Source organism: Paracoccus sediminicola (assembly GCF_027912835.1).
Classification (GTDB): domain Bacteria; phylum Pseudomonadota; class Alphaproteobacteria; order Rhodobacterales; family Rhodobacteraceae; genus Paracoccus; species Paracoccus sediminicola.
The window spans coordinates 2647728-2668395 of sequence record NZ_CP115768.1 but is presented as its reverse complement, the minus strand read 5'-3'; the positions used below and the strand labels follow the sequence as shown (position 1 = coordinate 2668395).

At 64.0% G+C, this 20668-nt stretch carries 21 protein-coding genes and 3 pseudogenes; 12 read left to right on the top strand and 12 right to left on the bottom strand.

The window, feature by feature from the left end:
• Positions 1–3 precede the first annotated feature (3 nt).
• From nusA to infB, 4 genes and pseudogenes are all read left to right on the top strand, one after another.
• Entirely contained in the window at positions 4–1689 is a 1686-nt protein-coding gene (nusA, locus tag PAF18_RS13120; RefSeq protein WP_271116145.1) for a transcription termination factor NusA, read from the top strand.
• A gap of 30 nt (positions 1690–1719) precedes the next feature.
• On the top strand, positions 1720–2334 hold the full coding sequence (locus PAF18_RS13115; protein WP_271116144.1) for an RNA-binding protein: 615 nt from the start codon (positions 1720–1722) through the stop codon (positions 2332–2334).
• A gap of 7 nt (positions 2335–2341) precedes the next feature.
• Positions 2342–2486, top strand: a pseudogene (locus PAF18_RS17540) (translation initiation factor IF-2 associated domain-containing protein); the annotation flags it as partial.
• Positions 2487–2935: 449 nt separating this feature from the next.
• Positions 2936–4876, top strand: a pseudogene (gene infB / locus PAF18_RS13110) (translation initiation factor IF-2); the annotation flags it as partial.
• Between the two features lie 249 nt (positions 4877–5125).
• Here infB and PAF18_RS13105 read toward each other — a convergent pair.
• The 5 genes from PAF18_RS13105 to PAF18_RS13085 are packed head-to-tail and all read right to left on the bottom strand — an operon-like array spanning position 5126 to position 9639.
• Positions 5126–5317 (bottom strand): DUF2783 domain-containing protein, encoded by a 192-nt coding sequence (locus PAF18_RS13105; RefSeq protein ID WP_271116142.1) that lies wholly within the window; start codon positions 5315–5317, stop codon positions 5126–5128.
• Positions 5314–6909 carry an FAD-dependent oxidoreductase gene (locus PAF18_RS13100; RefSeq protein WP_271116141.1) on the bottom strand — a complete coding sequence of 532 codons (1596 nt, stop codon included), beginning with the start codon at positions 6907–6909 and terminating at the stop codon, positions 5314–5316. Before PAF18_RS13100 ends, PAF18_RS13105 begins: the two co-directional genes overlap by 4 nt.
• 24 nt (positions 6910–6933) lie before the next feature.
• Positions 6934–7884, bottom strand: coding sequence for an MBL fold metallo-hydrolase (locus PAF18_RS13095; RefSeq protein ID WP_271116140.1), 951 nt, complete (start codon positions 7882–7884; stop codon positions 6934–6936).
• A 56-nt stretch (positions 7885–7940) separates the two neighbouring features.
• The gene (fahA, locus tag PAF18_RS13090) at positions 7941–9149 is read right to left on the bottom strand and encodes a fumarylacetoacetase (RefSeq protein WP_271116139.1); all 1209 of its coding nucleotides are present in this window, start codon (positions 9147–9149) and stop codon (positions 7941–7943) included.
• A gap of 55 nt (positions 9150–9204) precedes the next feature.
• Positions 9205–9639: a MarR family winged helix-turn-helix transcriptional regulator gene (locus tag PAF18_RS13085; RefSeq protein ID WP_271116138.1), complete on the bottom strand. Its 435-nt coding sequence runs from the start codon at positions 9637–9639 to the stop codon at positions 9205–9207.
• 90 nt (positions 9640–9729) lie between these two features.
• Between PAF18_RS13085 and cobA the strand changes: the two genes are divergently transcribed.
• Positions 9730–10479 carry a uroporphyrinogen-III C-methyltransferase gene (gene cobA, locus PAF18_RS13080; protein WP_271116137.1) on the top strand — a complete coding sequence of 250 codons (750 nt, stop codon included), beginning with the start codon at positions 9730–9732 and terminating at the stop codon, positions 10477–10479.
• 16 nt (positions 10480–10495) lie between these two features.
• Here cobA and PAF18_RS13075 read toward each other — a convergent pair whose 3' ends face one another.
• The 5 genes and pseudogenes from PAF18_RS13075 to PAF18_RS13055 form a co-directional block, all read right to left on the bottom strand.
• Complete coding sequence (locus tag PAF18_RS13075) at positions 10496–11464, bottom strand: NAD(P)H-dependent flavin oxidoreductase (protein WP_271116136.1); 969 nt, start codon at positions 11462–11464, stop codon at positions 10496–10498.
• Between the two features lie 115 nt (positions 11465–11579).
• A complete protein-coding gene (locus tag PAF18_RS13070) occupies positions 11580–11945 on the bottom strand; it encodes a DUF934 domain-containing protein (RefSeq protein WP_271118138.1) in 366 nt (121 codons plus the stop codon).
• Positions 11946–11996: 51 nt separating this feature from the next.
• Positions 11997–12725: pseudogene (locus PAF18_RS13065) on the bottom strand (phosphoadenylyl-sulfate reductase); the annotation flags it as partial.
• Entirely contained in the window at positions 12725–14389 is a 1665-nt protein-coding gene (locus PAF18_RS13060) for a nitrite/sulfite reductase (RefSeq protein ID WP_271116135.1), read from the bottom strand. The gene PAF18_RS13060 and the pseudogene PAF18_RS13065, both read right to left, overlap by 1 nt.
• Positions 14389–14691, bottom strand: coding sequence for a DUF2849 domain-containing protein (locus PAF18_RS13055; RefSeq protein ID WP_271116134.1), 303 nt, complete (start codon positions 14689–14691; stop codon positions 14389–14391). Before PAF18_RS13055 ends, PAF18_RS13060 begins: the two co-directional genes overlap by 1 nt.
• Before the next feature lie 118 nt (positions 14692–14809).
• On the opposite strand from PAF18_RS13055, the gene PAF18_RS13050 reads away from it, so the two are divergent.
• Genes PAF18_RS13050 through PAF18_RS13025 form a run of 6 tightly spaced genes read left to right on the top strand, consistent with a single transcriptional unit; the run spans position 14810 to position 18709 of the window.
• Positions 14810–15289, top strand: a complete 480-nt coding sequence (locus PAF18_RS13050) for an Lrp/AsnC family transcriptional regulator (RefSeq protein ID WP_271116133.1) — start codon at positions 14810–14812, stop codon at positions 15287–15289.
• Between the two features lie 21 nt (positions 15290–15310).
• Complete coding sequence (locus PAF18_RS13045; protein ID WP_271116132.1) at positions 15311–15763, top strand: GAF domain-containing protein; 453 nt, start codon at positions 15311–15313, stop codon at positions 15761–15763.
• The gene (locus PAF18_RS13040; RefSeq protein WP_271116131.1) at positions 15744–16133 is read left to right on the top strand and encodes a GFA family protein; all 390 of its coding nucleotides are present in this window, start codon (positions 15744–15746) and stop codon (positions 16131–16133) included. Before PAF18_RS13045 ends, PAF18_RS13040 begins: the two co-directional genes overlap by 20 nt.
• Positions 16133–17197, top strand: a complete 1065-nt coding sequence (locus PAF18_RS13035) for a saccharopine dehydrogenase (RefSeq protein WP_271116130.1) — start codon at positions 16133–16135, stop codon at positions 17195–17197. The genes PAF18_RS13040 and PAF18_RS13035 overlap by 1 nt, the downstream gene beginning before the upstream one ends.
• Complete coding sequence (locus tag PAF18_RS13030) at positions 17194–18339, top strand: saccharopine dehydrogenase C-terminal domain-containing protein (RefSeq protein ID WP_271116129.1); 1146 nt, start codon at positions 17194–17196, stop codon at positions 18337–18339. Before PAF18_RS13035 ends, PAF18_RS13030 begins: the two co-directional genes overlap by 4 nt.
• A 22-nt stretch (positions 18340–18361) precedes the next feature.
• Complete coding sequence (locus PAF18_RS13025; RefSeq protein ID WP_271116128.1) at positions 18362–18709, top strand: TfoX/Sxy family protein; 348 nt, start codon at positions 18362–18364, stop codon at positions 18707–18709.
• Here the strand turns inward: PAF18_RS13025 and PAF18_RS13020 are convergent.
• Together PAF18_RS13020 and PAF18_RS13015 are read right to left on the bottom strand one after the other, a co-directional pair.
• Complete coding sequence (locus PAF18_RS13020) at positions 18694–19290, bottom strand: Smr/MutS family protein (RefSeq protein WP_271116127.1); 597 nt, start codon at positions 19288–19290, stop codon at positions 18694–18696. The two genes, PAF18_RS13025 and PAF18_RS13020, sit on opposite strands and share 16 nt — an antisense overlap.
• Positions 19290–19946, bottom strand: coding sequence for a Tim44/TimA family putative adaptor protein (locus tag PAF18_RS13015; protein WP_271116126.1), 657 nt, complete (start codon positions 19944–19946; stop codon positions 19290–19292). The genes PAF18_RS13020 and PAF18_RS13015 overlap by 1 nt, the downstream gene beginning before the upstream one ends.
• 106 nt (positions 19947–20052) lie before the next feature.
• Between PAF18_RS13015 and PAF18_RS13010 the strand changes: the two genes are divergently transcribed.
• Positions 20053–20595 carry an FxsA family protein gene (locus tag PAF18_RS13010; RefSeq protein WP_271116125.1) on the top strand — a complete coding sequence of 181 codons (543 nt, stop codon included), beginning with the start codon at positions 20053–20055 and terminating at the stop codon, positions 20593–20595.
• Positions 20596–20668 lie beyond the last annotated feature (73 nt).

The following is a 20668-nucleotide window of genomic DNA, read 5'->3' as shown; positions in this document are numbered from 1 at the left end:
GTGATGGCAATCACCTCTGCCAACCAGCTTGAACTGCTGCAAACCGCCGAGGCCGTGGCCCGCGAAAAGATGATCGAGCCGGAGCTCGTCATCGAAGCGATGGAAGACAGCCTCGCGCGCGCCGCAAAGTCGCGTTATGGCGCGGAAATGGATATTCACGTGTCCATCGACCGCAAGACCGGCAATGCGACCTTCACCCGCGTCCGCACCGTCGTGGACGAGGAAGAGCTGGAAAACTATCAGGCCGAATTCACCACCGATCAGGCCAAGCCCTATTTCGAAGCGCAGAAGGACCCGGCCAATTACTGGACCCGCGAAGGCGCGAAGATCGAAGATTTCGCCGGCGGCCCGCAGATCGGTGACGTGTTCCAGGAACAGGTTCCCCCGGTCGAACTTGGCCGGATCGCCGCGCAGTCGGCCAAGCAGGTGATCCTGCAACGCGTCCGCGAGGCAGAGCGTGACCGTCAATATGAAGAATTCAAGGATCGCGCCGGCTCGATCATCAACGGCATCGTCAAGCGCGAGGAATACGGCAATATCATCGTCGATATCGGCCGCGGCGAGGCGATCCTGCGCCGCAATGAAAAGATCGGCCGCGAAAGCTATCGCCCGAACGACCGCATCCGCGCCTATGTGAAGGATGTGCGCCGCGAAACCCGCGGCCCGCAGATCTTCCTCAGCCGGACCGATCCGCAATTCATGGCGGAACTGTTCAAGATGGAAGTGCCGGAAATCTATGACGGCGTGATCGAGATAAAGGCCGTGGCCCGCGATCCGGGCAGCCGCGCCAAGATCGCCGTGATCTCCTATGACAACTCGATCGACCCGGTCGGGGCCTGTGTCGGTATGCGCGGCAGCCGCGTTCAGGCCGTTGTGGGCGAATTGCAGGGCGAAAAGATCGACATCATTCCGTGGTCGGAGGATCAGGCGACCTTCCTGGTGAACGCGCTGCAACCGGCAGAGGTCGCCAAGGTCGTCGTCGACGAGGACGCGCCGCGTATCGAGGTCGTCGTGCCTGAGGAACAGCTTTCGCTGGCCATCGGCCGTCGCGGCCAGAACGTGCGCCTGGCGTCGCAGCTCACCGGGCTGGATATCGACATCCTGACCGAGGAAGAAGAATCCAAACGTCGTCAGGCCGAATTCAACGCCCGCACCCAGCTGTTCATGGACAGCCTCGATCTGGACGAATTCTTCGCCCAGCTTCTGGTCGCGGAAGGCTTCACCAATCTCGAAGAGGTGGCCTATGTCGAACAGGACGAGCTTCTCTCCATCGACGGTGTGGATGAGGGCACTGCCGAAGAGCTTCAGGCCCGCGCCCGCGACGTGATCGAAGCCGCGAATCGCGCCGCTCTCGAAAATGCCCGCGGTCTCGGCGCCGAGGACAGCCTCATTGAATTCGAGGGACTCACCCCCCAGATGGTAGAGGCTCTGGCCAAGGACGGCGTCAAGACGCTGGAAGATTTCGCCACCTGCGCCGACTGGGAACTCGCCGGCGGCTGGACCACGGTGGACGGTCAGCGCGTCAAGGATGAGGGGCTGCTGGAACCGCATGGTATCTCGCTCGAAGAGGCGCAGGATATGGTGATGACCGCCCGCGTGATGCTGGGCTGGGTCGATCCCGACGAACTCGCCGCCGCGCAGGCGGAAGACGCCGAAGCCGGCGCCCAGCCCGAGGAGGCCGGGGCGTGATGCCCCGGACCGGACGCGGAAGCGGGTGCCATGACCAGGGGCGGGCGCGATAAGAACCGGACGACAGCCGAACGGCGTTGCCTCGTCACCGGCGAGGTGCAACCGAAGGCGGATCTGATCCGTTTCGTGCTCGGACCCGACGGAATCGTCGTTCCCGATCTGGCAGAGAAACTGCCCGGACGCGGCTTCTGGCTGACCTCCGACCGGGCGGTGATCGAAAAGGCCATCGCCAAGGGCGCGTTCTCTCGCGGGGCGAAGGCGCAGGCGAAGCCCCCGGAAGGGCTGGCCGATCTCATCGAGGACGGGCTGGCGAAGCGGGTTGTCGAGCTGATTTCGCTGGCGCGCAAATCCGGCCGCGCGGTGGCCGGATATGAAAAGGTAAAGGACCGGCTCGCGGCCGGTCAGGTGCGGGTTCTTCTGCAGGCATCGGACGGTTCCGACCGCGGCAAGGGGAAACTCTGGACACCGGAAGGGGCACGCTGGTTCGGCTGTCTCACCGCATCAGAATTGGGTTTGGCTTTCGGACGCGATCATGTCATACACAGCGCGCTTTCGAAGGGCGGACTCGCAGACAAGATCATCCGGGACGCTGGCAGGCTGAATGGCCTGCGGGGGCAATCGGCCATCCGGGCCGGGAAGGAATAAGACGCAGATGAGCGATACAGACGGCAAGAAACCCCTCGGCCTCGGCGGCAATCGTCCGGGTCAGGTGAAACAGAGCTTCAGCCACGGACGCACCAAGAACGTCGTGGTGGAAACCAAGCGCAAGCGCGTTGTGGTGCCGAAACAGGGTGCGGCGGCGGGCGAAAAGCCGCGCCCATCGGTCACGCCCGAAAATGCGGCCAAGGCCGTGAAGTCCTCATCCAAGCGCCCTGCCGGGATCTCGGATGCGGAAATGGAGCGCCGTCTCAAGGCCTTGGCCGCCGCCAAGGCGCGTGAGGCCCAGGAAGCCGAGGCCCGCGCCGTCGAGGAAAAGGCGCGCGAGGAAGAACGCGAACGCCGCCGCGCCGAGGCCGAGGCCAAGGAACGCGAAGAGCGTGAGCGCGAAGAGGCGCTGAAGGCCAAGGCCGAGGAGGACGCCCGCAAGGCCGAGGAAGAAAAGCTCCGCGCCCAGAAAAAGGAAGAGGTGCGCAAACCCTCTGCCAAGGACGCGCCGGTCGATGCGGCGACGGCCCAGGCAGCCGCGTCGCGGGCCGAGACCAAGGGCGTGCCGAATCGCGGCCGCAACGACCGTGGCCGCGACAACCGGCAGGACGACCGCGATTCGCGCGGCAAGGGCGATCGCGGGAATCGCCGCTCGGGCAAGCTTTCCGTCACCGCCGCGCTGGAAGGCGAAGGCGGGCGCCAGCGCAGCCTCGCGGCGATGAAGCGCAAGCAGGAACGCGCCAAGCAGAAAGCCATGGGCGGGACTCAGCGCGCCGAGAAACAGTCGCGCGAAGTCCAGCTTCCGGACACCATCGTCGTTCAGGAGCTCGCCAATCGCATGGCCGAACGCGCCTCGGACGTGGTCAAGTCGCTGATGCAGATGGGCATGATGGTCAATATGAACCAGCCCGTCGACGCCGACACCGCCGAGCTTGTGATCGAGGAATTCGGTCACAAGGCGGTCCGCGTCTCGGATGCCGATGTGGAACAGGTGATCGACACGGTGCAGGACAAGGACGAAGACCTTCGGTCCCGCCCGCCGATCATCACCATCATGGGCCATGTCGACCACGGCAAGACCTCGCTGCTCGATGCGATCCGCAAGGCGAATGTCGTCTCGGGCGAGGCTGGCGGGATCACCCAGCATATCGGCGCCTATCAGGTGAAGACCGAAAGCGGCGCGGTGCTGTCCTTCCTGGATACGCCCGGCCACGCGGCGTTTACCTCGATGCGCGCTCGCGGTGCCAATGTCACCGATATCGTCGTCCTGGTCGTCGCGGCGGATGACGCGGTCATGCCGCAGACGATCGAGGCGATCAACCACGCCAAGGCCGCGAATGTGCCGATGATCGTGGCCATCAACAAGATCGACAAGCCCGACGCCGATCCGCAAAAGGTCCGCACCGACCTGCTGCAACACGAGGTCATCGTGGAACAGCTTTCCGGTGAGGTGCAGGATGTCGAAGTCTCCGCCCAGACCGGGCAGGGGCTGGACGAGCTTTTGGAAGCAATCGCGCTTCAGGCCGAAATCCTCGAACTCAGGGCCAACCCCGAACGCGCTGCGCAAGGTGCGGTGATCGAGGCCAAGCTGGATGTCGGCCGCGGCCCCGTCGCCACGGTTCTGGTCCAGAACGGTACACTCAAGCGCGGCGATATTTTCGTCGTGGGCGAGCAGTGGGGCAAGGTCCGCGCGCTCATCAACGATCAGGGCGACCGCGTTGACGAGGCCGGCCCCTCGGTTCCGGTCGAGGTGCTGGGTCTGAACGGCACGCCCGAGGCCGGGGACGTTCTGAACGTCGTCGAGACCGAGGCTCAGGCCCGCGAGATCGCCGAATACCGGCAAGAGGCTGCCAAGGACAAGCGCGCCGCTGCCGGTGCCGCCGTGACGCTGGATCAGATGCTGGCGCAGGCCAAGGCCAATGAAAACTTGGCCGAGCTTCCGGTGGTGGTGAAGGCCGACGTGCAGGGCTCTGCCGAGGCCATCGTTCAGGCACTGGAAAAGGTCGGCAATGACGAGGTCCGCGTCCGCGTGCTGCATTACGGCGTCGGCGCGATCACCGAATCCGATGTCGGTCTGGCCGAGGCCTCCCGCGCGCCGGTGATCGGCTTCAACGTCCGCGCCAACGCGCCGGCGCGCAATTCGGCGAACCAGAAAGGGGTCGAGATCCGCTATTACTCGATCATCTACGATCTGGTGGACGACATCAAAGCCGCGGCGTCGGGCCTGCTTTCCGCCGAAGTGCGCGAGAACTTCATCGGCTATGCCGAGATCAAGGAGGTCTTCAAGATCACCGGCGTCGGCAAGGTCGCGGGCTGTCTCGTCACCGAGGGCGTCGCTCGCCGGTCGGCCGGCGTCCGCCTGCTGCGCGACAACGTGGTGATCCACGAGGGCACGCTGAAAACCCTCAAGCGCCACAAGGACGAGGTCAAAGAAGTCCAGTCGGGTCAGGAATGCGGCATGGCATTCGAGAATTACGACGACATTCGCCAGGGCGACGTGATCGAGATTTTCGAACGCGAAGAGGTGGAACGGACGCTGTAAAACAGTCGTCTCGGTCGAAGCTGAAAATGAAAAGCCCGCCATTACGGCGGGCTTTTTTAATCGAACTCTCCGAAATCGCCCGCCCAGCGCAGCGTCGCCACGGTCGCGCCAGAGGTGTACGACCTGCGCACGGGGAGGGTGCGCCTTGTGCGGTGCCAAATCCCAGTAAGTGCAGCCCAGATAGGTACCGGCCCCGTCACGCCGCGATAGCCCGCGAACGCTCCGCGCTGCTGCTTCTTCTGTCCTTGCTCAGCGCGCTGCCTTCGCCGCCTCCAGCGCTTCGCTTATCACCGCCATCTCGCCGATATGGTTCATCAAGATCAGGATCAGCCGCGCATTCAGTGCGTCGGATTCGGCTTTGCTCAGCCCCTCATGAGCCTCCAGCAGCAGCGCATAAGCATCGTCTGGAGCGGTCAGGTTCGGTTGCAGATTAACACTCATCTCTGATTCCCCGTTGCGCGACGGATTGCGGTGCGAATGGACTCCGCGTCGAACCCCTCCCAGCGGGCCGCGACATGCTGGTCGGGGCGGATCAGATAGACGCCCTGCCCATAGCGCTCGGCCAAGGGACCCTCGGCGGGAAAATGCAGCAGATCGGCAGAGGTCGGGCCTTCCTGGACCGGCTCGGCCACCGCACCGATGGCCAGCACAGTAAACCGCCCGCCCAGCCGATCCAGCAGAAATCCGTCCCCGATCGGCGCATCGGGGCAGGGACTTCCGGGTCGCGTCCTGCGCGGGCCATCGGGCATGGCGTCTTCGCTGTTCAGCGCTGATTTGTCATAAGTGCAGGGGACGGAAAGCCTGCCGGAATTCACGAAGGGCCGCGCGAAATCATGCTGTTCCGACAGGCTCAGCGCGGCATCGCGGAAGAGCCGGCTGATTTCGGATTTCGGCGTGATGAAATCGGTCGAGCGGGTGGAGTTCAGGATATTTTCCTCGGCCCCATGAACACGCTCGGTATCATAGCTGTCGATCAGGTTTTCGGGCGCGGCACCGTCCAGCACCAGCTTCAGCTTCCAGCACAGATTATCCGCATCCTGTATGCCGCTATTCGCACCCCGCGCCCCGAACGGGCTGACCTGATGCGCCGAATCTCCGGCGAAGATGACGCGCCCATGCCGGAAACGCTCCATCCGGCGGCATTGGAAGGTGTAGACGCTGACCCATTCAAGTTCGAACGGGACATCATCGCCCAACATCGCCTTGATGCGGGGGATGACGTTTTCGGGCTTCTTCTCTTCGGTCTTGTCGATATCCCAGCCCAATTGCAGGTCGATCCGCCATACGCCGTCGGGCTGTTTGTGCAGCAGCGCGGATTGGCCGGGATTGAAGGGCGGGTCGAACCAGAACCAGCGTTCGGTGGGAAAATCGGCCTGCATGGTCACATCGGCGATCAGGAAGTTATCCTCGAACACACGCCCGACGAAATCGTGACCCAGCATCTCCCGCGTCGGCGAGCCCGCGCCGTCACAGGCGATCAGCCATTCGGCTTCAAGATCATAGGAACCTTCGGGCGTGTCGATCTCGACCGTGGCGTGATCGTCATGCTGGCCGATGGCCGAGACACGGGACTTGCCGCGCAGGTCAATCGGCGCGCCCTGCCCCTGCAGCGCTCGCAGCCGGTCCAGCAGCATCTGTTCGACGTAATATTGCTGCAGGTTGATGAAGGCCGGGCGGCGGTGACCCGTTTCGGGCAGCAGGTTGAACTCATAGACCTGACGGTCACCCATGAAGACCTTGCCGACATTCCAGACGACGCCCTTGTCGACCATTTCCTGACCGCAACCGAGGCGGTCGAAAATTTCCAGCGGGCGTTTGGCGAAACAGATGGCACGGCTGCCGGTCGAGACGCGGTCGTTATCGTCCAGCACCACGAGGGGTACGCCCTGCAGGCCCAGATCAATGGCGGTGGTCAGGCCAACCGGTCCGGCACCGATGACGATGACCGGATGGCGCACCGGCATGACGGCATCCTGATCGGGATGGCGCTGATAAGGGTAAAGCGATTGTTCAAAGATCTTCGCGTCTGCCATGGGCCTCCCCTCCCGATGGTGGCGTCAGCCTTGCAACATGTCCCACATCTGCTTGTCGCGCTCTGCGGTCCAGATGCGCGGCGTGTCGATGCCAAGCGCTTCGTCGAAGGCGCGGGCGACATTGAAGGGCAGACAATGTTCGTAAATCGCATAATCGCCGAATTTCGGGTCGCATTCGGCGCGAACCGCGTCCCATGCCTGTTTCAGCGTCCCGCCACCCTGAGCCACGCGGGCCGCCGGCAGATAGGTCGAGCGGACGAAATCGGCGGTATTGTCCAGTGCCGCATTCACCATATCCGATCCGACAAGCGCATCGCCGCGACCCGGCGCGATGGCGTCCAGATCGAAATCCCGGATGTTTTCCAGCGTTTCCGGCCAGTCGGCGAAATGCCCGTCGCCGCAATAGCAGGCGGAATGATATTCGACGATATCGCCGGTGAACATAACATTCGCGTCCGGCACATAGGCCACGATATCGCCCGCCGTATGGGCGCGGCCCAGATGCATCAGATCGACCCGGCGATTGCCCAGATAAACCGTCATGCGGTCGTTGAATGTCACGGTCGGCCAGGTCAGGCCGGGGATTTCCTCATGCCCCTGGAACAGGCGCGGGAAGCGCTGAAACTCACTGTCCCAGTCCTCCTGCCCGCGTTCCACGACCATGGACCGGGCCTTTTCGCCCATGATCACCGTCGGCGCGCCGTAGGCCGAGGCCCCCAGCACCCGCACGGCGTGGTAATGCGTCATCACAAGATGGCTGATCGGCTTGTCGGTGACCTCACGGACCTTTTCGATGACCTTCCGGGCCAGACGCGGGGTCGCCTGCGCCTCGACGATCATCACCGATTCGTCGCCGATGATGACGCCGGTATTCGGATCGCCTTCAGCGGTGAAGGCCCAGAGCCCCTCGCCGATCTCGGTAAAGCTGATCTTCTTTTCCGCCATGTCGCCGGCGGAGGCGAATTGCTTGCTCATCTCAATATCCTTGCTGTCCGGTGCCGCGCAGGGCGGCCCGTGTCAAACGCGGCGCGTCACTGTTTTGCAGGCAAGATCTTGCCCGAGCAGGGACCGAAGCCAATGCGGTAGCCGTCGCCCTGAGCATGGCCATGCAGCGCGACCGTGTCGCCATCCTCGATAAAGGTCCGCTGACCGTCGCCGACCGAAACCGGGTTCTTCCCGCCCTCGGTCATCTCGAGCAGCGCGCCGGTCTGGCCGCGCTCTGGGCCGGAGATGGTGCCGGTGCCCAGCAGATCGCCGACACGCATTGGACAACCCGATTCGGTGTGATGTGCCAGTTGCTGCGCCGAAGAATAATACATCACATTGTAATTCGTGTTCGACAGCACCTCACCGTTCAGCGACCAGGACAGGTTGATGTCATAAAGGCCGGGGCGCTTTTCCTTCAGATAGGGCAGAAGCTCGTGATCGCGCTCGGCGCCCTCGCTGCGGAAGGGTTCAAGCGCGGCCTGAGTCACGATCCAAGGGCTGATCGTGGTGGCGAAGGCCTTGGCCTGGAATGGGCCGAGCGGCTGATACTCCCAGGCCTGAATATCTCGCGCCGACCAGTCATTCAGCAGCACATAGCCGAAGATCATATCCTCGGCCTCTTCCACGCTCACCCGCTCGCCTAGCGTCGAGTTCGCGCCGACGATGGCGCCGATCTCAAGCTCGAGATCCAGACGTTTGCAGGGCGACCAGACCGGCCCGTCCTCGCCTTTGAGCTGGCCCATGGGGCGGATCACATCGGTGCCCGAGACGACCACCGACGAGGCGCGGCCATTATACCCGATGGGCATGTGGGTCCATTGCGCGGGAAGGGCGTTTTCCGGGCCCCGGAACAGAACGCCGACATTGAAGGCGTGGTTCTTTGAGGCGTAGAAATCAGTGTATTCAGTCACATGGATCGGCAGGTGCAGCCTGGCATCGGACATGGCAACGGTGGGGGTTTCCGTATTGCCGCCTTCGGCCAGAAGCTCCGTCAGTTTCGCGCGAATTTCGTCCCATTTCTCGCGGCCGAGCGCCATGAAGTCATTAAGCTGCGGCGCCGAGAAGCTGCCCCCTGCATCCAGCAGACCCTGCGCCTCGCAGGCGGCCAGATCGACGATACGGTCGCCGATGGCCACACCGCAGCGCGGCGGGTCGCCGGCCACGGAAAATACGCCATAGGGCAGGTTCTGTATCGGAAACTCGCTGTCAGCCGCATTGGCGCTTTCGATCCAGCTTTTCGTCGGATTTGCCATAATCCCTCCATAAGTTGCAAACGCAACTAACACAGCGGGGGATTCGGTTCAAGACCTAGTCAGGCTGCCGCTCGATCAGCTCATCGAGGATCTGCGCAAGTGTCGCGGCGCGCTCCGGCCCGAGACGCTGCACCAGCCCGGACTGGAAATCCTGCGCATAGGCCGAAAGCTCTGCATGAACATCCCGGCCGCGTGCCGTCAGCGATAAAAGCTCGGCCCGGCGATCGCTGTCCGACGGCGCGCGGCGCACCAGTCCGGCCTCTTCCAACGCCGCGACAGCCCGAGAGACCTTGGATTTTTCCAGAAAGCCGCGACGGCAGATCTCGGTCGCGGTCAGAGCGCCGAAACTGCCCAGATGGGCCATGATCCGCCATTGCGCGCGGGTCATCCCGTGATCCCTGCGGTAATGCGCCGAAAAGGCCCGGCTGGTCGATTCGGCTGCATTGTTCAGCAGATAAGGCAGAAAACCGTCGAGGCTGAAATCGCTCATCCTGTCACTCGCGCTGTGATCGTCACGCTGCAACTGTCGCATATGCAACCACCACTTGCCAATGCGGCGGAAACGCGCAACGGAAGACAGATGGCTGGTTTCGTGTCCTTCGTCTCGTCCGGGCCGGGTGATCCCGAGCTTTTGACCCGCCGCGCTGCCGACCGGCTCGCGCGGGCGGAGGTCGTGCTGTACGACGATCTGTCATCCGGGCCGATCCTTGCGCTCGCCGAACGGGCAGAGCTGATCCCGGTCGGCAAGCGGGCCGGACGGCCGAGCGCCAAGCAGGATGCGGTGAACGCGCTGATCCTTGAACATGCGCGGGCCGGGCGGCGCGTGGTGCGGCTGAAATCCGGCGATGCGGGCATGTTCGGGCGCCTGGAGGAAGAACTTCACGCCGTGCGCGGGGCAGGGATCGCGTTCGAGATCGTGCCGGGCGTGTCCTCGGTCAATGCGGCGGCGGCGGTGGCGGGTCTGCCGCTGACCCGGCGGCTGACCGCGCGGCGGGTGCAATATGTGACCGGCGCGGATGTGACGGGGCGGCTGCCGACCGAGCTGAATTGGGCGGCGCTGGCCGATCCTCATGCGGTCACGGTCGTTTTCATGGGGCAGCGCAGCTTCCCGGAGCTGGCCGAGGGGCTGATCGCCCACGGCCTTCCCGCAACCACCCCGGCGCTGATCGCCGAAGCGGTGACCCAGGACGGGCAGAGGCTGAGGCGTGGCACGGTGGAAAGTCTTGCCGCCACGCTGCGCCGCGACGGGCCGAGCACATGGCCGGGGCTGATCTTTTACGGCCCGCTCGCCGCGATGGGCGACGTGGCGGTCGAGATGCTTGACGCGTGATGCGTAAGCCGCCGGCTCAACCCGTCAGCGCGGCCTTGGCATCAGCATATTCCCGTGCGAGCTGGTCGATATAGCTGGCCGCAGACTGCACCTTGTCGATGGTCCCGATACCCTGCCCGGCACCCCAAATCGCGCTCCACGCCTTGGGCTTGCTCTGACCGTCGCTGAAATTCATCGAAGAGGCATCGGCGCGTTCCAGATTATCCGGGTCGAGCCCGGCATTGCGCACCGAGGGCTTCAGGTAATTGCCGTGCACCCCGGTGAACAGCGACGAGTAAACGATATCCTCGGCCCCGGAATCGACGATCATCTGCTTGTAGTCGGGCACGGCATTCGCCTCTTCGGTGGCAATGAACGGGCTGCCGATATAGCCGAGATCCGCGCCCATCGCCTGCGCCGCGAGCACCGCCTGCCCGGTCGAGATCGCCCCTGACAGCGCAAGCGGACCATCGAACCATTGCCGGATTTCGTGGATCAGCGCAAAGGGCGACTGCATCCCGGCATGACCGCCCGCGCCCGCCGCGACCGCGATCAGCCCGTCCGCACCCTTTTCGATGGCCTTGCGGGCGAAGGTGTTGTTGATGATGTCGTGAAACACCACGCCGCCGACGGAATGGGCGGCCTCGTTCACCTCGGGCCGCGCCCCGAGCGAGGTGATCCAGAGCGGCACCTTGTGTTTCACGCAGATCTCGATGTCGCGCTCGAGACGCGCATTCGAGCGATGCACAATCTGGTTCACCGCGAAGGGCGCCGCCGGACTGTCGGGATTGGCCTGATTATGGCGGTCGAGTTCCTCGTTGATGCGCGTCAGCCAGGCTTCGAGCTGGATCGGCTCGCCCTCTTTCTCGCGCGCATTCAGCGCCGGGAAGCTGCCGACGATCCCGGCCTTGCACTGGGCGATGACCAGTTCCGGCCCCGAGACGATGAACATCGGCGAGCCGACGACCGGAATGCGCAGATCGGACAGGATGGGCGGCAGCGACATGAGGCAACTCCTGTTCAGGTTTTGCGCATCATTGCGGGCGGCACCCGGCTCGGCAAGGGTGACGTCGCGGAGGAGGGCAGGCATTGGAAGCCCGCAGGCCGGCGGAGGCCGCGCCTTACGAGGCGCGGCGACCAAGACGTTTCAGATAGGACGGCGCGACATCGGATGCAGCGTCCCATTGCTCCCACGGCTGGCGGCGGGCGAGATCATAGTCGATCTCGACCTCGTCAAAGCCAGAACGGCGCGCCATCGGAAACTGGTCCGCGATAACATGACCCGCTGCCCGCAGACGACCGCGATACCCGGCCACGCGCAGGCGACGGGCGATGGTAAAACCACGACCATCGGCAAAGCTCGGAAAGGCGATGCGAATCATCGGCGCGTCACGGAAGCTGTCATCCAGCTCGTCGACGCGCGCATCGGGATCGAGATCCAGAATCTCGCCGGTGAAATCCTCGGCGGCGAAACCGGTGTCGCGCACGATCACGGGCTGACCCTCTCGCGGCACGAACTCGACTTCGGTTGGCTTGATACGTTGCAGCTTACCGTTCACGAAATGAATCCCACATTCTGTTTTGTCCTGACCCCGCCAGCGGCCCGAGCGGGGGTCTTCACCTTCGGCGACCGGGCTGGTGCAGGGCATGCAACCGATCGACGGGTAGCCCTGAGAGACCAGCGGATGCCGGGGGAGTTTGTTGTTGGCGATATAGTCCGCCACGTCCTGCGCCGTCCAGTGCGCCAGAGGATTGATCTTGACCCGCGGCCCGGCCGGATCTTCCTCGAAAAAGTCGATCTCGGCACGGGACGCCCCCTGGAACCGCTTGCGTCCGGTGATCCAGCTGTCGAACCCGTTCAGCGCCCTGTTCAGGGGCACTGTCTTGCGCAGATCGCAGCAGGCGTCCGGGTCGGTCCGATTCAGATCGCCATCCGGGTCCGCCGCAGCTATGGCGGCGGGAGTCGCCCGGATGGTTCGCAAATCGGTCAGCCCAAGCGCCGCCGCCACCTCGGCCTGATAGGCGAGGGTTTCGGGGAACAGCATCTGCGTATCAATGAACAGCACCGGCGTGTTGCGATCCACCAGCGAGATCATGTGCAGCAGCGCCACCGAATCCGCCCCGAACGACGACACCATCGCCACCCGACCCAGCTCGGGGTCGGACAAGGCGTCCCGCAACACCTGAATTGCCGCGCGATGGCGATAACGCTTGTTCAGCGCCGCCACCCGCGCCGGTCGCGTCGGGATGGTCTGGACCTGCGCCATTACGCGGCCTCCGCGGCCTTGGGATAGAGCGCTTCCTTGAAGGGCTCGGGGCCGAGGCGACGATAGGCTTGCAGGAAGGTCTCGGTCTCATCCTCGCGCAGCTCGAGATAGCCGAGCACCAGACGTTCGATCGCCGGCACGATCTCTTTATACGAGAAGCCGGGACCGGCGCGTTCGCCGACGCTCATCGTCTCGGTGCCGTCGCCACCGAGCGTGACCTGATAATTCTCGACCCCTGCCCGGTCGAGCCCGAGAATGCCGATATGGCCGACATGGTGATGACCGCAGGCATTGATGCAGCCCGAGATCTTTATTTTCATCTCGCCAATCTCGTGTTCGAGATTCAGCTCCTTGAAGCGCACGGCGATCTGCTGCGCGATTGGGATCGAACGCGCCGTGGCCAGCCCGCAATAATCCAGCCCGGGGCAGGCGATGATGTCGCTGACCAGGCCGATATTCGCGGTCGCCAGATCGGCCTCGCGCAGCGCGGCATGGATCGCGGGAAGATCATCCTTGTGGATATGCGGCAGAATGACGTTCTGTTCGTGGCTGATGCGCAGATCGCCATGGCCATAGGTCTCTGCCAGATCGGCCAGAACGCGCATCTGCTCGGCGGTCGCGTCGCCTGGTGTGGCGCCGTGCTTCTTCAGCGAGACGGTGACGATGGCATGATCGTCCTGCTTATGCGCGTGAAGATTGGTGTCGGCCCAGGACCGGAACACCGGGTCGGACTCGCGCGCCGCGTCATACCCGGCGGTGCTGCGGCCCTGCGGCAGGTCAGGCGCGGCGAATTGCCGTTGTATTTCAGCCAGCACCTGCTGGTCCGAGCCGTCAAAAAGCGGGCGGATCTCGGCAAAGCGCGCATCGACCAGCTCGCGGATGTGATCCAGACCCAGCTCGTGCACGGCGATCTTGAGCCGCGCCTTGAACTTGTTGTCGCGGCGGCCGACCGAGTTATAGGCTGACAGGATGGCTTCGAGATAGGGCAGCAGGTCCACCACCGGCACGAATTCGTTGATGACCTTGCCCACCAGAGGCGTCCGCCCCAGACCGCCACCGACTGACACCTCGAATCCGGTTGCGCCGTCGCGGCTGACCATGCGGAGCCCGATGTCATGCGATTTCACGACCGCGCGGTCATTCGGGCTGCCCGATACGGCGATCTTGAACTTGCGCGGCAGGAACTGGAACTCCGGATGGTCGGTGGACCACTGGCGGATCAGCTCGGCATAGGGGCGGGGATCGGCGATCTCATCCGCGGCGGCCCCCGAGAAATGGTCGGCGGTCACGTTGCGGATCGTGTTGCCGGAGGTCTGGATCGCGTGCATCCCCACCTCGGCCAGGCTGTCGAGCATATCGGGAATATCGACCAGCTTCGGCCAGTTGAACTGAATGTTCTGACGGGTGGTGAAATGTCCGTAACCCTTATCCCATTTCTGCGCGATATGGGCGAGGCGGCGCATCTGATCGGGGTTGATCGAGCCATAGGGGATCGCGATCCGCAGCATATAGGCATGCAACTGCAGATAGACGCCGTTCATCAGCCGCAACGGGCGGAACTCGTCCTCGGTGAGCGAGCCGTCGATGCGGCGCTGAACCTGATCGCGGAATCGCTGCGCGCGGTCGACGACGAAAGCCCGGTCGAATTCGGAATGATGATACATTACGCGTCCTCTGCCTGCTTGCCGTGGAAATAATTGGAAGGCCCGTTCGCCCGGAACGATTCACGCGGGTGGCCCGGCTCGGGGCCGTCAACGCCTGCACGCGCCGGGGCGAGGAAGACGCCCACCGCCCGGTCGGACAGCGCCATGGCGTGCGCCATCCGATGCTTCGCACGCTCTTCCTCGGTGATGAGCTCGGCTTGCTTGAGATGCGGGACCCATTCATCCTTGCCGGTGAAATAGATCACCCGGCCGTCAAAAAGATCATTGGCCGAAATGACGACTGGCTCAAATTTGCGCGCCATGGCGAATCTCCGTGTTTGCTGCGCATAATATGGGATATTTTTCTGCGTTTCCGCTAGTATCCCCGGATAATAAGGAATACTGTTCCGGTATCGCCGCCCAAGAGGACAAAGCCCCGCCATGAGCGACAATAGCGAAAAGAAACTCCGCCTTGATGCTCTGGACCGGAAAATCCTGACCGAGCTTCAGGACGATGCCAGCCAGTCCCTGGATGACATCGCCCGCAAGGTGGGCTCGTCCAAGACCCCGGTCTGGAACCGAATCCGCAAGCTGAAGGATGCCGGGGTCATCACCCGGCAAACCGTGATTCTCGACCCTGATACGGTCGATCTGGGCACCTGCTTCTTCGTACTGATCCGAACCTCGGAGCACGAGGCGGGCTGGCAGCAGCGCTTTCTCGCCGCATTGCAGGCCCGGCCCGAGGTTCTGGAGGCGCATCGTCTTGCCGGTGAGATCGACTATATCGTAAAATTGCGCGTGTCCGATGCGCGCGCCTATGACGCTTTCTATCAGGCCCTCATTGCCGAGGTGAAAATCTTCAACGTCACGGCGCTCTTGTCGATGGAAGAGCTGAAATCAACCACCTTCCTGCCAGTCTGAACGAAGGCGGAGGCCAGAACCATGCCGGATTACGCCGCGCTCTCGGCGCGAATCACCGCGCTGACCGAGGGCGAGACCGACGAAGTCGCGCTCATGGCCACGCTGGCCTGCGAGCTGCATCACGCGGATGACCGCTTCGACTGGACCGGGTTTTACCGCGTAACCGCGCCCGAGACGCTGAAGATCGGACCCTATCAGGGCGGGCATGGCTGCCTGGTGATCCCGTTCTCGCGCGGGGTCTGCGGGGCGGCGGCGCGCAGCGGAGAGGTTCAGCTTGTGGCAGATGTCGATGCGTTTCCCGGCCATATCGCCTGCGCCTCATCCACCCGGTCCGAGCTGGTCATTCCGGTCACCGGCAAGGACGGCCGGCTGATCGGTGTGCTGGATATCGACAGCAATCAGCCGAATGCCTTTACCGAAACCGACGCAGAGGCCCTGCAGGAGATCTTGCATCATGTCTTCCGAGAAAGCTGACATCGCAGGGGGGTGCCTGTGCGGTGCCATCCGCTTCCGAGCGACACAATTCGACACGCCGAGCCTGTGCCATTGCGGCCAATGCCGACGATGGGCCGGTCATGCCTGGGCGGCTGTGGGCGGCACCGATCTCAAGATCCGCGGGCGCAAGCATCTGCGCTGGTATCACTCCTCCGAGGATGCGCAGCGCGGGTTTTGCGGCACATGCGGCAGCTCGCTGTTCTGGAAACGGGACGGGGCGCTGCATATCTCCATCTCGATGGGCTGTATCGACGCGCCGACCGGCATGCAGCTGGGCGGGCATATCTTCACGGCGCATAAGGGCGATTACTATGATATCGCCGACGACCTACCGCAGGAGGAAAACTGATGACGCATCTCTGGGTCCGCGCCGAAACCCGTGCGAACGAGAATCGCGTGGGGATCACGCCCGACGGGGTGCGCGACCTGATCGGGCAGGGCTTCGCGGTCACGGTCGAGAGCAGCGACAACCGGGCAATCCCGACCGACGCCTATCGGGATGCCGGGGCAGAGATCGTTGCGCCGGGCAGTTGGACAGATGCGCCGGCTGAGGCGATCATCTTGGGGCTGAAGGAGCTGCCCGATGACGGCGCGCCGCTGCGGCATCGCCATGTCATGTTCGGCCACGCCTATAAGGGGCAGGACGGTGCTGCGGCGCTGATCGACCGTTTCCGCGATGGCGGCGGGCGGCTTTACGATCTGGAGTATCTGACGGATGAAGACGGTCGCCGCCTCGCCGCATTCGGTTTCTGGGCGGGCTATGTCGGTGCCGCCCTGTCTTTGCGGGCCTGGTCGGCGCAGAAGCACGGCACGATCTGTGCCCCGGTCCATGCCTATGCGGATCGTGCCGCCCTGGCGGCCGAACTGCGCGCCGAGCTGGATTCCCTCACCGAGCCGCGGCCGGCGGCGATTATCGTCGGGGCGAAGGGCCGGGTGGGGCGCGGCGCGCAGGAGCTGCTGACAGAGATGGGCTGCCATGTCACCGCCTGGGATGTCGAGGAAACCGCGCATGGCGGCCCCTTCCCCGAGATTCTGGAACATCAGATCCTCATCAACGCCATCCTCGCCCGCGAGGGCTGTCCGGTTCTGGTCCCCGAAAACGCCACGAGACCGATGCGCCTGTTGCGGGTCATCGGCGACGTGGCCTGCGATCCGACAAGCGAGTTCAACCCGATCCGCGTCTATAACCGCAGCACAAGATGGGATGCGCCGGTGATCCGCATTGCCGAGGAGCCGCCGCTCGACGTGATGGCGATCGATAATCTGCCCTCGGTCCTGCCACGCGAATCCTCCGAGGATTTCGCCGCTCAGATTCTGCCGCTGCTGCGCGAGCTGGATCGGCCAGAGCAGGGCGCATGGGGCCGCTCCGGGGCGGTGTTCGACGAGTTTAGCGCTGTAAGGGCGGCAGAATGACGATACATTGGGTCCATGCCGGGCAGGATGCGCTTTTCGGTCTGCAGCGGCTGTCCCGAGCAAGCTGCGATCTGTCGGTCTGGACCGACGAGGACACGGGGCTGAAGGGCATCGCGCCGGAGATTCAACATCTTCACGATACCAGCGCGCTCAGCGAGGCCGTGGCACAGGGCGACATCATCGTCGCGCCGCGCCCGACCGATCTCGATGTGGCGCGCATCGCGATGAGCCGCGGCGCGCATCTTGCGGCAGGCTGGCATGTTTCACCCGCGCTGCGCGAAATCATGGCCGGGGCCGAAGCGGCCGGGCTGTCGGTGCTGGCCGAAGTCGGTATGGTGCCGGGCATCGATCATCTCATGGCGCGCGATCTGGTGAATGATTATCGAGCCTCCGCCGAGCAAGGGGATGTGCTGCATTTCAACTGTTACGGCGGCGGGATGCCGAAATATCCGGATAATTTTCGTCACAAGTTCAACATATCGCCGCTGCCGCTTCTGAACGCGCTGGCGACACCGGTGTCGTGGATTGAGAACGGCAGAACAGAGCGTGCCGATTTTCCATTCGAGGTCATCCGAAGCTTCGATCTGAACCTCCCCACGCCAGAGCGGCACGAGGTTTACCCGCATTACGACGTCGCGCCCTATCTGAGAGCCTATGATTTCGATCCCGGCTGGCAGATCGGCACCGCGCGGCGCGGGGCAATCCGGCTGAAAGGCTGGGGCGAGGGCTGGTCCAGGGTTTTCGCTGCCATTCGCAGCACGGGAAAGGACCCCGTAGCGCTGTCGCGTCAGGCCGAGATGCTGTGGGCCGAACACCCCTTCGCCGCAGACGAGGCCGACCGCGTGGTGCTTTCCGTCAGCCTCCGCGCGGAACGCGATGGCAGGACCCGCTGGCACAAGGAATGGGTTCTGGACAGCGCCGGTGGACGCAAGGGCTTTACCCGCTTCCGGCTGAAATCGCTGATGCTGTCCCTCGCCGCAGAGGCACTGCTTGAGGGTCGCGTTTCTCCCGCACTGCATATCGGCGTGACCTGCCCCGAGCTGATCGCTTCCTGGCTGGTCGAGATCGTGCATGAGGCCGGCCATGCCCAGCGGATCGATCATATGCGCGGCGCGGATGAGGCGATCCGGCTGGCAAGCTAACCCCTCGGGATCGGATAGTGGCATGGCCTATGACGAACATCTCGCTGACCGGATGCGCGGCATCATCGCCGCTTTGGGTGGCGCGGACGAAGTGAAGATGATGGGGGGTCTTTGCTTCATGCGCGACGGCCGCATGAGCTGCGGCGTCATCGGCGAACGCGCCATGATCCGTCTCGGCAAGGACGCGGCGGCAGAGGCGCTGAAAAAGCCGGGGGTTGAGCAGATGGAGATAGGCGGTGGGCGCATCGCGAATGCCTTCGTGACACTGCTGCCCGAGCTTGTCGATGACGAAGCCGCGCTGTCCCACTGGATCGCACGCGGTGTGGGGTTTGCAGATGCGCTGCCGCCCAAGGTTCAACGGCGCAGATAGACATAGTAGGCGCCACCCCCGCCATGCCGGAAATGGGCCGGCGTCACCTGCTGCACGACCCCGGCCAAAGGCGGGCGATGCAGCCAGTGCGGCACCTGATGGCGCAGCGCGCCGGGTCGCGTCGGCAGCGGTCCCTCGTGTTCGGCGCGGCTGCCCTTGCCCGTGATGACCAGCACGAGCCGCAGCCCATTGCCGTGGCAGGACAGGATGAAACGGCTCAGCTCCGGCCCGGCCTCGGCCAGTGTCATGCCGTGCAGATCCAGCTTGGCCTCAGGACGCAACTTGCCGCGGCTGAGTTGTTTGTGAAGTTTCCGGTCCATGCGCAGCGGCTGCGCATCCAGAGCGTCGGCCGGGCTCGGCGCCAGATCGTGACCGCGAGGCGCGCCATTGCCGCCCAGCCGGGTGCCATTCGCGGGCAGAAAGTCCGACGGTGAGCGCGGCACGACCGGCACAGCCTTGCGCGTCTGCGCCGGCTGATCTGAAGCGGGTGAATGCGTCCTTCCCTCCAACGGGGTCGCGCTGCGGGCCACTCGCGCCCATAACTCGCGATCCTCAGGCGTAAGACCGCGTCGGCGGGCCATCAGGCCCCGGTTGCGACGAGCCGCCAGTTCGGATCGTCCGCACCCATCTCACGCTCGAAGGTCCAGGTGTCACGCTGCTTCCGCGGCGACTTCGGGTCGCCCTCGACCACATTGCCCTGGGCATCGCGGGTGGCGACGATCATCTCGCCCAGAAAGCGCACCGAAAGCTCGGCCACGCTGGTCGTGGTATCGAACTCGGCCGCAGAGAGCCCGGTCTCACGCGTGCCGAGGAATTGCACATCGACGGTCTGGCCCGACCGGTCCCGCGCCTCGATCGCCGACTGGAAGGCCGCGGCCACATCGTCGGACAGGAACGGACGCACCTCGCTCAGATCGCCGCGTTCGAAGGCGACGAGGATCATCTCATAGGCCTGTTTCGCGCCAGAAAGAAACTCGGTCAGTGAAAACGACGGCTCGACCTGCTTCATCGCCACAAGCGCGACATAGGCCGGGCTTTCAGGATCGACATGATCCGAGATGTCGTCGTCCGGGATGGCCACATCGTCATCGGGCAGGTCATAAGGCTGCTCTGGCTGGCGCTGTTCGACCCGCGGCTGTTCAAACCCGTCGCGGGTTCCCAGAACGCCACGCAGGCGCAAAATCAGGAACACCGCAATCGCGGCCAGAACGATCAGTTGGATCATCGGGTTCGACATCGTCCATCCTTCGCCTTTGCATCGGGCAGTTTGTTTTTCCGCCATCCGCACCTATGTAGGGACGCAGCGGAGGCAAGTCCAGTTTCCGCCCGCGCCGAGGAGACCCATGCCGCTTCTGATCCTGTTCATTCTTATCCCGATCATCGAAATCGCCCTGTTCATCCAGATTGGCGGGCTGATCGGTCTTTGGCCGACAATCGGACTGGTCCTGCTGTCCGCAGTGGTGGGGACGGTGCTGATCCGCAGCCAGGGGCGGCGGGCGCTTGAGGATCTTCAGGGGTCGTTCCGCACGCTCAGCGATCCGATGAGGCCGCTTGCGCATGGGGCGATGATCCTCTTTGCCGGCGCGCTGCTGCTCACGCCTGGGTTCTTTACCGATATTGTCGGCCTGCTGCTGCTTGTGCCTGGCGTGCGTGACTGGATCATGCGGGCCGCGGGCAAGCGGGTGAAGGTCACCAGCAGCGGCTTCGGCTTCGACAGCTCGCGGCAGCCGCGGCATGGCTGGGCCGGCCGGCAGGATGATCCGATCGACGCCGATTATGTTGTGCAGGACGATCCCCATACCGTGCGCGACGATTTCGAGCAGCCGCAAGAGCCTCCGCGCCGCGAGGGTCCGCGCAAACCCTCCGGCTGGACCCGTCGGGACTGAAGGTTCCGTCCGACGCGCCGTTGAGGCGGGTGGCGGCGGATGCTAGAAACCCGCCAAGCCAATCCGGAAAGGA

Excerpts from the sequence above, each read along its gene's own strand:
- PAF18_RS13055 (WP_271116134.1), bottom strand. The coding sequence starts at position 14,691 with ATGGCGCGCAAATTTGAGCCAGTCGTCATTTCGGCCAATGATCTTTTT.
- PAF18_RS13115 (WP_271116144.1), top strand. The coding sequence starts at position 1,720 with ATGACCAGGGGCGGGCGCGATAAGAACCGGACGACAGCCGAACGGCGT.
- PAF18_RS13030 (WP_271116129.1), top strand. The coding sequence starts at position 17,194 with ATGACGATACATTGGGTCCATGCCGGGCAGGATGCGCTTTTCGGTCTG.
- PAF18_RS13010 (WP_271116125.1), top strand. The coding sequence starts at position 20,053 with ATGCCGCTTCTGATCCTGTTCATTCTTATCCCGATCATCGAAATCGCC.
- cobA (WP_271116137.1), top strand. The coding sequence starts at position 9,730 with ATGGCTGGTTTCGTGTCCTTCGTCTCGTCCGGGCCGGGTGATCCCGAG.
- PAF18_RS13020 (WP_271116127.1), bottom strand. The coding sequence starts at position 19,290 with ATGGCCCGCCGACGCGGTCTTACGCCTGAGGATCGCGAGTTATGGGCG.
- PAF18_RS13095 (WP_271116140.1), bottom strand. The coding sequence starts at position 7,884 with ATGAGCAAGCAATTCGCCTCCGCCGGCGACATGGCGGAAAAGAAGATC.
- PAF18_RS13060 (WP_271116135.1), bottom strand. The coding sequence starts at position 14,389 with ATGTATCATCATTCCGAATTCGACCGGGCTTTCGTCGTCGACCGCGCG.
- PAF18_RS13075 (WP_271116136.1), bottom strand. The coding sequence starts at position 11,464 with ATGTCGCTGCCGCCCATCCTGTCCGATCTGCGCATTCCGGTCGTCGGC.
- PAF18_RS13025 (WP_271116128.1), top strand. The coding sequence starts at position 18,362 with ATGGCCTATGACGAACATCTCGCTGACCGGATGCGCGGCATCATCGCC.
- nusA (WP_271116145.1), top strand. The coding sequence starts at position 4 with ATGGCAATCACCTCTGCCAACCAGCTTGAACTGCTGCAAACCGCCGAG.
- PAF18_RS13040 (WP_271116131.1), top strand. The coding sequence starts at position 15,744 with ATGTCTTCCGAGAAAGCTGACATCGCAGGGGGGTGCCTGTGCGGTGCC.
- PAF18_RS13105 (WP_271116142.1), bottom strand. The coding sequence starts at position 5,317 with ATGAGTGTTAATCTGCAACCGAACCTGACCGCTCCAGACGATGCTTAT.
- PAF18_RS13100 (WP_271116141.1), bottom strand. The coding sequence starts at position 6,909 with ATGGCAGACGCGAAGATCTTTGAACAATCGCTTTACCCTTATCAGCGC.
- PAF18_RS13015 (WP_271116126.1), bottom strand. The coding sequence starts at position 19,946 with ATGTCGAACCCGATGATCCAACTGATCGTTCTGGCCGCGATTGCGGTG.
- fahA (WP_271116139.1), bottom strand. The coding sequence starts at position 9,149 with ATGGCAAATCCGACGAAAAGCTGGATCGAAAGCGCCAATGCGGCTGAC.
- PAF18_RS13050 (WP_271116133.1), top strand. The coding sequence starts at position 14,810 with ATGAGCGACAATAGCGAAAAGAAACTCCGCCTTGATGCTCTGGACCGG.
- PAF18_RS13035 (WP_271116130.1), top strand. The coding sequence starts at position 16,133 with ATGACGCATCTCTGGGTCCGCGCCGAAACCCGTGCGAACGAGAATCGC.
- PAF18_RS13085 (WP_271116138.1), bottom strand. The coding sequence starts at position 9,639 with ATGAGCGATTTCAGCCTCGACGGTTTTCTGCCTTATCTGCTGAACAAT.
- PAF18_RS13045 (WP_271116132.1), top strand. The coding sequence starts at position 15,311 with ATGCCGGATTACGCCGCGCTCTCGGCGCGAATCACCGCGCTGACCGAG.